We start from the raw sequence: 12,976 nt of genomic DNA, 5'->3' as shown, positions 1-12,976 counted from the left end.
GGGTCATTGTAGACAGCGAGGTTAGCGGTCGTTAACCTGAGGGAAATGCGTTAACGCTCATTAACAAGGTGAGGGGTTCGCAGGATGCACGAGGCACCGGAGCTGACGAGCGCGGCGGATCCCGCGTCGACGGCCTGGCAGGCCAATGAACAGGCCCATCTCGCCCTGGGCGAGGAGCTGCGCGCCAAGCTGGCGGCCGCGGCCCTCGGCGGCGGCGAGAAGGCGCGCGCGCGGCACACCGCGCGCGGCAAGCTGCTGCCGAGGGACCGGGTGGACGCCCTGCTCGATCCCGGCTCCCCCTTCCTGGAGCTGGCCCCCCTCGCGGCCGACGGGATGTACGACGGACAGGCCCCGGCCGCCGGAGTCATCGCCGGAATCGGCCGGGTCAGCGGCCGCGAGTGCGTGATCGTCGCCAACGACGCGACGGTCAAGGGCGGCACGTACTACCCGATGACGGTGAAGAAGCACCTGCGCGCCCAGGAGGTGGCCCTCGACAACCGCCTGCCCTGCGTCTACCTGGTGGACTCCGGCGGCGCCTTCCTGCCCATGCAGGACGAGGTCTTCCCCGACCGCGACCACTTCGGCCGCATCTTCTACAACCAGGCCCGCATGTCCGCCGCCGGCATCCCGCAGATCGCCGCCGTCCTCGGCTCCTGCACGGCGGGCGGCGCGTACGTCCCGGCGATGAGCGACGAGGCGGTGATCGTCCGCGACCAGGGCACGATCTTCCTCGGCGGCCCCCCGCTGGTGAAGGCCGCCACCGGCGAGGTCGTCACGGCGGAGGAGCTGGGCGGCGGCGAGGTCCACTCCCGCGTCTCCGGAGTCACCGACCACCTCGCGGAGGACGACGCGCACGCGCTCAGGATCGTGCGGAACATCGTCGCCACCCTCCCCGCCCGCAAGGACGCCCCCTGGGAGGTGACGGCGGCCGTCGAGCCCAAGGTCGACCCCTTCGGGCTGTACGGCGCGGTGCCGGTCGATTCCCGCACCCCTTATGACGTCCGCGAGATCATCGCCCGCGTGGTGGACGGCTCGCGCTTCAGCGAGTTCAAGTCCGAGTACGGCCAGACCCTGGTCACCGGCTTCGCCCGTATCCACGGCCACCCGGTCGGCATCGTCGCCAACAACGGCATCCTGTTCTCCGAGTCCGCCCAGAAGGGCGCCCACTTCATCGAGCTGTGCGACCAGCGCGGCATCCCGCTGGTCTTCCTCCAGAACATCTCCGGCTTCATGGTCGGCAAGGACTACGAGGCGGGCGGCATCGCCAAGCACGGCGCCAAGATGGTCACCGCCGTCGCCTGCACCCGCGTCCCCAAGCTGACGGTCGTCGTCGGCGGCTCGTACGGCGCGGGCAACTACTCGATGTGCGGCCGCGCCTACTCCCCCCGCTTCCTGTGGATGTGGCCCGGCGCCAAGATCTCCGTCATGGGCGGCGAACAGGCCGCTTCGGTGCTCGCCACCGTCAAGCGGGACCAGATGGAGGCGCGCGGCGAGGAGTGGCCCGCCGAGGACGAGGACGCCTTCAAGGCCCCGATCCGCGCGCAGTACGAGAGTCAGGGCAGCGCCTACTACGCCACCGCCCGCCTCTGGGACGACGGCGTGATCGACCCGCTCCAGACCCGTCAGGTGCTCGGACTCGCCCTGACCGCCTGTGCCAACGCGCCGCTGGGAGAGCCCCGGTTCGGCGTCTTCCGGATGTGAGAGGGAGGGGAATTCGTGTTCGACACAGTGCTGGTCGCCAACCGGGGTGAGATCGCCGTACGGGTCATCCGTACGCTCCGTGCGCTCGGCGTGCGCTCGGTGGCGGTCTTCTCCGACGCCGACGCCGACGCGCGGCACGTCCGGGAGGCCGACACGGCCGTCCGGATCGGCCCGGCCCCGGCTTCGGAGAGCTATCTGTCGGTGGAGCGGCTGCTGGAGGCCGCCGCCCGCACCGGCGCCCAGGCCGTCCACCCCGGCTACGGCTTCCTCGCCGAGAACGCCGGCTTCGCGCGCGCCTGCGAGGAGGCGGGGCTCGTCTTCATCGGGCCGTCCGCCGACGCCATCGCCCTGATGGGCGACAAGATCCGCGCCAAGGAGACGGTGCGCGCGGCCGGGGTGCCGGTCGTGCCGGGCTCCAGCGGCAGCGGGCTGACCGACGCCGAACTGGCCGGTGCCGCCCGCGAGATCGGCATGCCGGTGCTGCTGAAGCCCTCGGCGGGCGGCGGCGGCAAGGGCATGCGCCTGGTGCGGGACGAGGCCGCGCTGGCCGAGGAGATCGCGGCCGCCCGCCGCGAGGCCCGCGCCTCCTTCGGCGACGACACCCTGCTGGTGGAGCGGTGGATCGACCGCCCCCGGCACATCGAGATCCAGGTGCTCGCCGACGGCCACGGCAACGTGGTCCACCTCGGCGAGCGCGAGTGCTCGCTCCAGCGGCGCCACCAGAAGATCATCGAGGAGGCGCCCAGCGTCCTGCTCGACGAGGCGACCCGCGCCGCGATGGGCGAGGCGGCCGTGCAGGCGGCCCGCTCGTGCGGGTACCGGGGCGCGGGCACGGTGGAGTTCATCGTGCCGGGGAACGACCCGTCCTCGTACTACTTCATGGAGATGAACACCCGCCTCCAGGTCGAGCACCCGGTGACCGAGCTGATCACGGGCCTGGACCTGGTGGAGTGGCAGCTCAGGGTCGCCGCCGGCGAGCCGCTGGGCTTCGCCCAGGAGGACGTACGGCTCACCGGGCACGCGGTGGAGGCCCGCATCTGCGCGGAGGACCCCGCCCGCGGCTTCCTGCCGTCCGGCGGCACCGTCCTGCTGCTCCGCGAACCTCAGGGCGACGGCCTCCGCACCGACTCCGGGCTCAGCGAGGGCACCGAGGTCGGCAGCCTGTACGACCCGATGCTGTCCAAGGTGATCGCCTACGGCCCCGACCGCGCGACCGCCCTGCGCAAGCTCCGCGCCGCCCTCGCGGAGACGGTCACCCTGGGCGTCCCGACCAACGCGGGCTTCCTGCGCCGGCTGCTGGCGCATCCCGCGGTGGTGGCGGGCGAACTGGACACCGGGCTGGTGGAGCGCGCGGTGGACGAGCTGATCCCGGCCGGGGTGCCGGAGGAGGTCTACGAGGCGGCGGCGGCCGTACGCCTGGAGGAGCTGCGCCCCACGGGCGACGGCTGGGTGGACCCGTTCTCGGTACCGGACGGATGGCGGCTGAGCGGGACCCCGAAGCCGGTGTCGTTCCCCATGCGCGTGCCCGGCGGGGAGCCTGTGGAGCACGCCGTGCGCGGCACCGGTGCCCACGTCACCCCCGACACGGTCAGCGTCACCCTGGACGGCGTCCGCCACACCTTCCGCCGCGCCGCCGACTGGCTCGGACGGGACGGCGACGCCTGGCAGGTCCGGGACCACGACCCGGTCGCCGCCTCGCTGAGCCGCTCCGCGCACGCGGGCGCCGACTCGCTGACCGCGCCCATGCCGGGCACGGTGACGGTGGTGAAGGTGGCCGTGGGCGACGAGGTCGAGGCCGGGCAGAGCCTGCTGGTGGTGGAGGCGATGAAGATGGAGCACGTCGTCTCCGCCCCGCACGCCGGCACCGTCGCCGAACTCGACGTGACGCCCGGCAGCACGGTCGCCATGGACCAGGTGCTGGCCGTCATCGCGCCGAAGGAGGAAATTTAAATGAGCGCCCTGCCCATGGTCGTCCCCGACCCCGGCCTGCCAACGCGGGTCCGCATCCACGAGGTGGGCGCGCGGGACGGCCTCCAGAACGAGAAGACGGCCGTACCGACCAAGGTGAAGGCGGAGTTCATCCGCCGGCTGCGCGAGGCGGGCCTGACCACGATCGAGGCGACCAGCTTCGTGCACCCCAAGTGGGTGCCCCAACTGGCCGACGCCGAGGAGCTATTCCCGCTGGTCTCCGACATGGACGCCGAGCTGCCGGTGCTGGTGCCCAACCAGCGCGGTCTGGACCGGGCCCTCGCGCTCGGGGCGCGCCGGATCGCGGTGTTCGCCAGCGCGACCGAGTCCTTCGCCAAGGCCAACCTCAACCGCACGGTGGACGAGTCGCTGGCCGTGTTCGAGCCGGTGGTTCGGCAGGCCAAGGACGCGGGCGCCCATGTACGAGGCTATGTGTCGATGTGCTTCGGCGACCCGTGGGAGGGCGAGGTACCGCTCCCCCAGGTGGTCCGGGTGTGCGCGGCCCTGAGGGACATGGGCTGTGACGAACTGAGCCTCGGCGACACCATCGGTGTCGCCACACCGGGCCAGGTCCGCGCCCTGCTCGCCCTGCTCGACGAGGCGGGCCTGCCGACGGCCGAACTGGGCGTCCACTTCCACGACACCTACGGCCAGGCGCTCGCCAACACCTACGCGGCGCTCCAGCACGGCGTCACCACCGTCGACGCCTCCGCGGGCGGCCTCGGCGGCTGCCCGTACGCCAAGTCCGCCACCGGCAACCTCGCCACCGAGGACCTGGTCTGGATGCTGCGCGGCCTCGGCATCGAGACCGGCGTCGACCTCGACGCGCTGACCGCCACCAGCGTCTGGATGGCGGGCCACCTGGGCCGCCCGAGCCCCTCCCGCACCGTCCGCGCCCTCGGCACCACGACACAGCCCGACAAGGACCAGTGATCAGCATGGACCACCGCCTCAGCCCCGAGCTGGAGGAACTCCGCCGCACCGTGGAGGAGTTCGCGCACGACGTCGTGGCGCCGAAGATCGGCGACTTCTACGAGCGGCACGAGTTCCCGTACGAGATCGTCCGCGAGATGGGCCGGATGGGCCTGTTCGGGCTGCCGTTCCCCGAGGAGTACGGCGGGATGGGCGGCGACTACCTGGCGCTGGGCATCGCGCTGGAGGAGCTGGCCCGGGTGGACTCCTCGGTGGCCATCACCCTGGAGGCGGGCGTCTCGCTGGGCGCCATGCCGATCCACCTCTTCGGCACCGAGGAGCAGAAGGCCGAGTGGCTGCCCCGGCTGTGCGCGGGGGAGATCCTGGGCGCGTTCGGGCTGACCGAGCCGGACGGCGGCTCGGACGCGGGCGCGACCCGTACGACGGCCCGGCTGGACCCGGACACCGACGAATGGGTCATCAACGGCAGCAAGTGCTTCATCACCAACTCCGGCACCGACATCACCGGCCTGGTGACGGTCACCGCGGTCACCGGCCGCAAGCCGGACGGCAAGCCGCTGATCTCCGCGATCATCGTCCCCTCGGGCACGCCGGGCTTCACGGTCGCGGCGCCGTACTCCAAGGTCGGCTGGAACGCCTCGGACACCCGCGAGCTGTCCTTCCAGGACGTCCGGGTCCCCGCCGCCAACCTGCTCGGCGAACAGGGCCGCGGATACGCGCAGTTCCTCCGCATCCTGGACGAGGGCCGCATCGCCATCGCCGCGCTGGGAACCGGGCTCGCGCAGGGCTGCGTGGACGAGTCGGTGCGGTACGCCAAGGAGCGGCACGCCTTCGGCCGGCCGATCGGCAGCAACCAGGCCATCCAGTTCAAGCTGGCCGACATGGAGATGAAGGCCCACACCGCCCGCCTCGCCTGGCGCGACGCGGCGGCCCGCCTGGTGGCCGGTGAGCCCTTCAAGAAGGAGGCCGCCATCGCCAAGCTGTACTCCTCCACCGTCGCCGTCGACAACGCCCGCGACGCCACCCAAGTCCACGGTGGTTACGGCTTCATGAACGAGTACCCGGTGGCCCGCATGTGGCGGGACTCCAAGATCCTGGAGATCGGCGAGGGCACCAGTGAGGTCCAACGCATGCTGATCGCAAGGGAGTTGGGCCTGACTGGCTGACGCCGGCGAATCGGCCGACGGGGGCGGGCGCCCCAGCCCTGGACATACAGCAAGGTTAGGCTAACCTTGCTTCGAATTGGTCAGGCGGTGTCCGCCCCGGTCGAAAGCAGTCATACCCATGCCCCACACCCGTGCCACCCACCTCACTCGTCGCGGCATCCTCGCCGCGGGCGGCGCTCTCGGTCTCGGCGCCGCGCTTGCCGCCTGTGGTGACGACAAGGGGAAGAGCGGTGGCTCCGAGGGGCAGGCCAAGCCCGGCAGGTCCGGAGCGTGGAGCTTCAAGGACGACCGCGGCCAGACCGTGAAGCTGGACTCGGTGCCCACGAAGATCGTCGCGTTCACCGGTGTCGCCGCCGCGCTGTACGACTACGGCATCGAGGTCAAGGGCGTCTTCGGCCCGACCAAGACGAAGGACGGCAAGGCCGATGTGCAGGCCGGCGACATGGACGTCAGCAAGCTGACCGTCTTCGGCAACGTCTTCAACCAGTTCAACGTCGAGGAGTACGCGGCCTTCGGCCCGCAGGTCCTCATCACCACCACCTTCGACCCCAAGGGCACCCTCTGGTACGTGCCCCTGGAGTCCGCCGGGAAGATAGCCAAGCTGGCGCCCAGCGTCGCCGTCTCGGTCTACGACCGCCCGCTCACCGGCCCCCTCCAGCGGATGTGGGAGCTGGCCGAGTCCCTCGGCGCCGACACCAAGTCCGCCAAGATCACCGAGGCCAAGAAGCGCTTCGAGGCGGCCGCGGCCCGGCTGCGCAAGGCGGCCAAGTCCCGCCCCGAGATCAAGGTGATGGCCGGCTCCGCCGCGCAGGACGCGTTCTACGTCTCCGGCACCAACCTCTCCGCGGACCTCGAGTACTTCAAGTCCCTCGGCGTGAACTTCGTCGAGCCCTCCGAGGCGGCCAAGAAGCCCACCGGCGGCTGGTTCGAGACGCTGAGCTGGGAGAACGTCGACAAGCACCCGGCCGACATCATCATCATGGACGACCGTTCCTCGGCCATCCAGCCCGCCGACATCACCAAGGCGACCTGGAAGAAGCTGCCCGCCGTCAAGGCCGGCCAGGTCATCCCCCGCTCCGCCGAGCCGATCCTGTCCTACGACAAGTGCGCGCCGCTGCTGGAGAACCTCGCCAAGGCCATCGAGACGGCCAAGAAGGTCAGCTAGCCCCTGCCCGTATGACCCCTTCCTGACGTTCAGGAGCCCCCCATGACGACGGCCGTAGCCGCCCCGTTCCGCTTCTTCGCCCTTGAGGTGGCCCGGACGAGGCGGCTCGGTCCGTCTCTGCTCCGCGTCACCTTCACCGGCCCCGAGCTGAGCGAGTTCCACTCGGAGGGCCGCGACCAGTCCCTCTCGCTGTTCCTGCCGCAGCCGGGGCAGAGCGAACCGGTGGTCCCGCTGGAGCTGGGCGACGACTGGTGGCACGGCTGGCGCGAACTCCCGGACGACGTGCGGGCGGTGATGCGCTCGTACACCCTGCGCGCGCTGCGGCGGGACCCGGACGAGATCGACATCGACTTCGCGCTCCACGGCACCGAGCCCGGCGCCCCGGTCCCGGCCGGTCCCGCCTCCCGCTGGGCCGCCGGTGCCGTCGCGGGCGACCGGGTGCTGCTGCTCGGCCCGGCGATCGCCGACAACCGGGCCATCCGGTTCCGGGCCCCGGAGGACACCGACCTGGTGGTGTTGTGGGGCGACGAGACCGCCGTACCGGCCGCGACGGCCGTACTGGAGTCACTGCCGGCGGGCACCCGCGTGCACGCCTGGCTGGAGGTGCCGCACGCCGGGGACATCCAGGACGTGCGCACCGAGGCGGACGCCCGCGTCACCTGGCTGGTGCGGCACGAGGGCGCCCCCTCGGCCGTCCAGGCCCTGCGCGCGGCCCAACTGCCGGCGCACCTACGCCCGTACGTCTGGCTCGCGGGCGAGGCTGGTCAAGTGCGTGAACTGCGGCGGCACTTCGTCGGCGAGCGCGGCACCGACCGGCGGCGCGTCACCTTCGTCGGCTACTGGCGGCGGGGACTGACGGAGGAACAGCTCCGCGCGAGCGCCGCGTAAGGAGCGGCCCCCCGGAGTGACGTGCGTCACCAGAGGGGTGCGATTAGAGATCTTCAGCTTAGGTTAGGCTTACCTAAGTTGAAGCCCGCGGAACTTCACTCCCCTCGTGTTTTCCCTCGGAGGACCCCCTCATGCGCTCGCACCTGCTCAATGGCCTCACCGCGGAGACGTACCGCCGCTCCGTGACCGAAGGAGTAGAGCGGGTGGCGGCCAAACTCGCCACCGCCGCAAGCCCGTTCACCGGCGTCACCGTCGACGGCCTCGCTCCCCGCGTCGACTCCGTCGACCTCGACCAGCCGCTCGGTGACACCGCCGCCGCGCTGGACGAGCTGGAGGAGGTCTACCTCCGCGACGCCGTCTACTTCCATCACCCCCGCTACCTCGCCCACCTGAACTGCCCGGTCGTCATCCCGGCCGTGGTCGGCGAGGCCGTGCTCACCGCGGTCAACTCCTCCCTGGACACCTGGGACCAGTCGGCCGGCGGCACGCTCATCGAGCGGAAACTGATCGACTGGACCAACGCCCGCATCGGCCTCGGAAGCGCCGCCGACGGCGTGTTCACCTCCGGCGGCACCCAGTCCAACCTGCAGGCACTGCTGCTGGCCCGCGAGGAGGCGAAGGCCGAGTCCTACGACCGACTGCGCATCTTCACCTCCGAGGTCAGCCACTTCAGCGTGAAGAAGTCCGCCAAACTCCTCGGTCTCGGCCCGGACGCGGTCGTCGTCGTCCCGGTCGACCACGACAAGCGGATGCACACCCTCGCGCTCGCCCACGAGCTGGAGCGCTGCGCCCAGGACGGACTCATCCCGATGGCCGTCGTCGCCACCGCGGGCACCACCGACTTCGGCTCCATCGACCCGCTCCCCGAAATCGCGGAACTGTGCGCGCAGTTCGGGGTGTGGATGCACGTGGACGCCGCCTACGGCTGCGGACTGCTCACCTCGCTGAAGCACCGCGGCCGCATCGACGGCATCGAGCGCGCCGACTCGGTCACCGTCGATTACCACAAGTCCTTCTTCCAGCCGGTGAGTTCCTCCGCCGTGCTGGTCCGTGACGCGGCCACCCTGCGGCACGCCACCTACCACGCGGACTACCTGAACCCCCGCCGCATGGTGCAGGAGCGCATCCCCAACCAGGTCGACAAGTCCCTCCAGACCACCCGCCGCTTCGACGCGCTCAAGCTGTGGATGACGCTGCGCGTGATGGGCGCCGACGGTATCGGCGAACTCTTCGACGAGGTCTGCGAACTGGCCCAGGAGGGCTGGCGGCTGCTCGCCGCCGACCGCCGCTACGACGTGGTCGTGGCGCCCTCGCTGTCCACCCTGGTCTTCCGCTACCTCCCGGCGACCGTCACCGACCCGGCCGAGATCGACCGCGCCAACCTGTACGCCCGCAAGGCGCTGTTCGCCTCCGGCGACGCCGTGGTCGCGGGCACCACGGTCGGCGGCCGCCACTACCTGAAGTTCACCCTGCTCAACCCCGAGACCACCGCGGCCGACATCACCGCCGTCCTCGATCTGATCGCCGGCCACGCCGAGCAGTACCTGGGAGAGTCCCTTGACCGCGCTTCCTGAAGCCAGTCCCGTCCTCGACTTCGTGGGGATCGGCCTCGGCCCCTTCAACCTCGGCCTGGCCTGCCTCACCGAACCCATCGAAGAGCTGACCGGCGTCTTCCTCGACTCCAAGCCCGACTTCGAGTGGCACGCCGGGATGTTCCTGGACGGCGCCCACCTCCAGACGCCGTTCATGTCGGACCTGGTCACGCTGGCCGACCCGACCTCGCCGTACTCCTTCCTCAACTACCTGAAGGAGAAAGGCCGGCTGTACTCGTTCTACATCCGGGAGAACTTCTACCCCCTGCGGGTCGAGTACGACGACTACTGCCGCTGGGCCGCCAACAAGCTGACCAGCGTCCGCTTCAGCACCACGGTCACCGAGGTCACCTTCGAGGACGGGCTGTACGCGGTGCACACCGACGCCGGTGACACCTACCGCGCCAAGCACCTGGTCCTCGGCACCGGCACCCCGCCGTACATCCCGGAAGCCTGCGAGGGCCTGGGCGGCGACTTCATCCACAACTCCCGCTATCTGGCGAACAAGGCGGAGCTGCAGAAGAAGCGGTCCATCACCCTGGTCGGCAGCGGGCAGTCGGCGGCGGAGATCTACCACGACCTCCTGAGCGAGATCGACGTCCACGGCTACCGGCTCAACTGGGTCACCCGCTCCCCGCGGTTCTTCCCGCTGGAGTACACCAAGCTCACACTGGAGATGACCTCTCCGGAGTACATCGACTACTTCCACGCGCTCCCCGAGGACACCCGCTACCGGGTCACCGCGCAGCAGAAGGGCCTGTTCAAGGGCATCGACGGCGAGCTGATCAACGAGATCTTCGACCTGCTCTACCAGAAGAGCCTCGGCGGCCCGGTCCAGACCCGCCTGCTCACCAACTCCGCGCTGAACAGCGCCGCTTACGAGCACGGCACCTACACCCTCTCCCTCCGCCAGGAGGAGCAGGGCAAGGACTACGAGCTGGACAGCGAGGGCCTGGTGCTGGCCACCGGCTACCGGTACCGCGAGCCGGAGTTCCTGAAGCCGGTACGCGAGCGCCTGCGCTACGACAGCCACGGCAACTTCGACCTGGCCCGCAACTACGCCATCGACGTCACCGGCCGCGGTGTCTTCCTCCAGAACGCCGGCGTCCACACCCACAGCATCACCAGCCCCGACCTGGGCATGGGTGCCTACCGCAACGCCTACATCGTCCGCGAGCTGCTCGGCTCGGAGTACTACCCGGTCGAGAAGACCATCGCTTTCCAGGAGTTCGCCGTATGACCTTCACGATCCGCCCGCTCGACCCCCTGAAGGACGCGAGCCTGGTGCATGGCTGGGTGACTGATCCGAAGGCCGCGTTCTGGATGATGCAGGACGCGACGCTGGTGGACGTCGAGCGTGCCTACATGGAGATCGCGGCCGACGAGCACCACCACGCCTTCCTCGGACTGGATGACGGGGTGCCGGTGTTCCTGATGGAGAGTTACGACCCCGCGCTCCGTGAGCTGGCCGGGCTGTACGAGGCCCAGCCGGGGGATGTCGGGATGCACTTCCTGGTGGCGCCCACCGACAAGCCCGTGCACGGGTTCACCCGGCGGGTCATCACCGCCGTGATGGCGCACCTGTTCGCGGACCCGCGCACCCAGCGGGTGGTCGTGGAGCCCGATGTGCGCAACACCGCCGTGCACGCCCTGAACGAGGCCGTCGGGTTCGTGCCCGAGGGCGAGATCGAGAAGCCGGAGAAGCGCGCCCTGCTGAGTTTCTGCACGCGGGAGCGGTTCGAGGCGGCGACGGGGGTGGCGGTATGACCCTGGCCGACTCCGTGGCCCACCTCTCCCCCGAGCGCTGGGACCAGGCCAACCGTCTGCTGATCCGCAAGGCCCTCGCCGAGTTCGCGCACGAGCGCCTGCTGAACCCCGAGCCGGACGGGGCTTCGGGCGAGGGGTACGTCGTCCGCAGCGACGACGGGCTCACCTCGTACCGCTTCTCGGCGGTGCGCCGGGTCCTGGACCACTGGCAGGTGGACGCCGGCTCGATCACCCGCACCCGCGAGGGCGCCGAACTGCCGCTCGCCGCACTGGACTTCTTCATCGAGCTGCGGGAGACCCTGGGGCTGAGCGAGGAGATCCTGCCGGTGTACCTGGAGGAGATCTCCTCCACCCTGTCGGGCACCTGCTACAAGCTGACCAAGCCCCGGGTGAGCGCCAAGGAACTGGCGGCAGCCTCGTTCCAGGACATCGAGACCGGGATGACCGAGGGCCACCCCTGCTTCGTGGCCAACAACGGCCGGCTCGGCTTCGGCGTCCAGGAGTACCTGGCGTACGCCCCGGAGACGGCGAGCCCGGTGAAACTGGTCTGGCTGGCCGCGCACCGCTCACGCGCCGCGTTCACCGCCGGTGCGGGCGTCGAGTACGAGGAGTTCTTCCGGCGCGAGCTGGGCGAGGCCACTCTGGAGCGGTTCCGGGGCGTGCTCACCGGGCAGGGCCTGGACGCGGACGACTATCTGCTGATCCCGGTCCACCCCTGGCAGTGGTGGAACAAGCTCAGCGTGACCTTCGCCGCCGAGGTGGCCCGCCGCAACCTGGTCTGCCTGGGCGAGGGCGACGACGAGTACCTGGCCCAGCAGTCCATCCGGACGTTCTTCAACCGGACGCACCCCGAGAAGCACTATGTGAAGACGGCGCTGTCCGTGCTCAACATGGGCTTCATGCGCGGACTGTCGGCCGCGTACATGGAGGCGACCCCGGCGATCAACGACTGGCTGGCCCGGCTGATCGAGAACGACCCGGTGCTCGCCGCGACCGGCCTCACGATCATCCGCGAGGAGGCGGCCGTCGGCTACCGGCACCTGGAGTACGAGCGGGCCACCGACCGCTACTCCCCCTACCGCAAGATGCTGGCCGCCCTGTGGCGGGAGTCCCCGGTGTCCCGCCTCGCCGAGGGCGAGTCGCTGGCGACGATGGCCTCCCTGCTGCACACCGATCACGAGGGCGCCTCGTTCGCGGGCGCGCTGATCGAGCGCTCGGGGCAGACGCCCGCCGACTGGCTGCGCGACTACCTGCGCGCCTACTACGTGCCGCTGCTGCACAGCTTCTACGCCTACGACCTGGTGTTCATGCCGCACGGCGAGAACGTCATCCTGGTGCTGGCGGACGGCGCGGTCCGGCGCGCGGTGTACAAGGACATCGCCGAGGAGATCGCCGTCATGGACCCGGACGCGGCCCTGCCGCCGGAGGTGCAGCGCATCCGGGTGGAGGTGCCCGAGGACAAGAAGCTGCTGTCGATCTTCACGGACGTCTTCGACTGCTTCTTCCGCTTCCTGGCCGCCAACCTGGCCGCCGACGGCGTGCTCACCGAGGACGCGTTCTGGGAGACGGTCGCGGAGATCACCCGCGAGTACCAGAAGGCCAACCCGCAGCTCGCGGAGAAGTTCGAGCGGTACGACATGTTCGCCCCGGACTTCGCGCTGTCCTGCCTGAACCGGCTCCAGCTCCGCAACAACAGGCAGATGGTGGACCTCGCCGACCCGTCCGGCGCGCTCCAGCTCGTCGGCCGCCTGGAGAACCCCCTCGCCGGGTTCTGAACCCGCACCGACGCACGGGCA

Annotated in this window: 10 protein-coding genes; all 10 read left to right on the top strand. The window is 70.4% G+C overall.

Going from position 1 to position 12,976, the window contains the following annotated elements; all coding sequences use genetic code 11:
- Nucleotides 1–84 precede the first annotated feature (84 nt).
- The 10 genes from OG448_RS19725 to OG448_RS19680 all read left to right on the top strand — a co-directional run bounded on the left by OG448_RS19725 (nucleotide 85) and on the right by OG448_RS19680 (nucleotide 12,955).
- A complete protein-coding gene (locus OG448_RS19725; RefSeq protein ID WP_405555567.1) occupies nucleotides 85–1,701 on the top strand; it encodes a carboxyl transferase domain-containing protein in 1,617 nt (538 codons plus the stop codon).
- Nucleotides 1,702–1,716: 15 nt separating this feature from the next.
- Nucleotides 1,717–3,651 (top strand): acetyl-CoA carboxylase biotin carboxylase subunit, encoded by a 1,935-nt coding sequence (locus OG448_RS19720; RefSeq protein WP_405555565.1) that lies wholly within the window; start codon nucleotides 1,717–1,719, stop codon nucleotides 3,649–3,651.
- Nucleotides 3,652–4,602, top strand: a complete 951-nt coding sequence (locus OG448_RS19715) for a hydroxymethylglutaryl-CoA lyase (RefSeq protein ID WP_405555563.1) — start codon at nucleotides 3,652–3,654, stop codon at nucleotides 4,600–4,602. It abuts the gene before it with no gap.
- Between the two features lie 5 nt (nucleotides 4,603–4,607).
- Nucleotides 4,608–5,768 (top strand): acyl-CoA dehydrogenase family protein, encoded by a 1,161-nt coding sequence (locus OG448_RS19710; RefSeq protein WP_405555562.1) that lies wholly within the window; start codon nucleotides 4,608–4,610, stop codon nucleotides 5,766–5,768.
- 118 nt (nucleotides 5,769–5,886) lie between these two features.
- Nucleotides 5,887–6,933 (top strand): ABC transporter substrate-binding protein, encoded by a 1,047-nt coding sequence (locus tag OG448_RS19705; protein ID WP_405555560.1) that lies wholly within the window; start codon nucleotides 5,887–5,889, stop codon nucleotides 6,931–6,933.
- 42 nt (nucleotides 6,934–6,975) lie between these two features.
- Nucleotides 6,976–7,821: a siderophore-interacting protein gene (locus OG448_RS19700; protein WP_405555558.1), complete on the top strand. Its 846-nt coding sequence runs from the start codon at nucleotides 6,976–6,978 to the stop codon at nucleotides 7,819–7,821.
- A 131-nt stretch (nucleotides 7,822–7,952) separates the two neighbouring features.
- A complete protein-coding gene (desA, locus tag OG448_RS19695; RefSeq protein WP_405555557.1) occupies nucleotides 7,953–9,395 on the top strand; it encodes a lysine decarboxylase DesA in 1,443 nt (480 codons plus the stop codon).
- Nucleotides 9,379–10,653 carry a lysine N(6)-hydroxylase/L-ornithine N(5)-oxygenase family protein gene (locus tag OG448_RS19690; RefSeq protein ID WP_405555555.1) on the top strand — a complete coding sequence of 425 codons (1,275 nt, stop codon included), beginning with the start codon at nucleotides 9,379–9,381 and terminating at the stop codon, nucleotides 10,651–10,653. The genes desA and OG448_RS19690 overlap by 17 nt, the downstream gene beginning before the upstream one ends.
- Nucleotides 10,650–11,180: a GNAT family N-acetyltransferase gene (locus tag OG448_RS19685; RefSeq protein ID WP_405555553.1), complete on the top strand. Its 531-nt coding sequence runs from the start codon at nucleotides 10,650–10,652 to the stop codon at nucleotides 11,178–11,180. Before OG448_RS19690 ends, OG448_RS19685 begins: the two co-directional genes overlap by 4 nt.
- Nucleotides 11,177–12,955 (top strand): IucA/IucC family protein, encoded by a 1,779-nt coding sequence (locus OG448_RS19680; RefSeq protein ID WP_405555552.1) that lies wholly within the window; start codon nucleotides 11,177–11,179, stop codon nucleotides 12,953–12,955. The genes OG448_RS19685 and OG448_RS19680 overlap by 4 nt, the downstream gene beginning before the upstream one ends.
- The last annotated feature ends 21 nt before the right edge of the window (nucleotides 12,956–12,976 follow it).

This window comes from Streptomyces sp. NBC_01171 (genome assembly GCF_045039805.1).
In the GTDB taxonomy this organism is placed as follows: domain Bacteria; phylum Actinomycetota; class Actinomycetes; order Streptomycetales; family Streptomycetaceae; genus Streptomyces.
Note: the sequence above shows the minus strand (reverse complement) of the source record. Positions and strands in the feature narration are given on the sequence as shown.

What these genes read in the sequence shown, in the direction of transcription:
- OG448_RS19685 (WP_405555553.1), top strand. Translation starts at nt 10,650, where the DNA reads ATGACCTTCACGATCCGCCCGCTCGACCCCCTGAAGGACGCGAGCCTG.
- OG448_RS19680 (WP_405555552.1), top strand. Translation starts at nt 11,177, where the DNA reads ATGACCCTGGCCGACTCCGTGGCCCACCTCTCCCCCGAGCGCTGGGAC.
- OG448_RS19705 (WP_405555560.1), top strand. Translation starts at nt 5,887, where the DNA reads ATGCCCCACACCCGTGCCACCCACCTCACTCGTCGCGGCATCCTCGCC.
- OG448_RS19715 (WP_405555563.1), top strand. Translation starts at nt 3,652, where the DNA reads ATGAGCGCCCTGCCCATGGTCGTCCCCGACCCCGGCCTGCCAACGCGG.
- OG448_RS19700 (WP_405555558.1), top strand. Translation starts at nt 6,976, where the DNA reads ATGACGACGGCCGTAGCCGCCCCGTTCCGCTTCTTCGCCCTTGAGGTG.
- desA (WP_405555557.1), top strand. Translation starts at nt 7,953, where the DNA reads ATGCGCTCGCACCTGCTCAATGGCCTCACCGCGGAGACGTACCGCCGC.
- OG448_RS19710 (WP_405555562.1), top strand. Translation starts at nt 4,608, where the DNA reads ATGGACCACCGCCTCAGCCCCGAGCTGGAGGAACTCCGCCGCACCGTG.
- OG448_RS19725 (WP_405555567.1), top strand. Translation starts at nt 85, where the DNA reads ATGCACGAGGCACCGGAGCTGACGAGCGCGGCGGATCCCGCGTCGACG.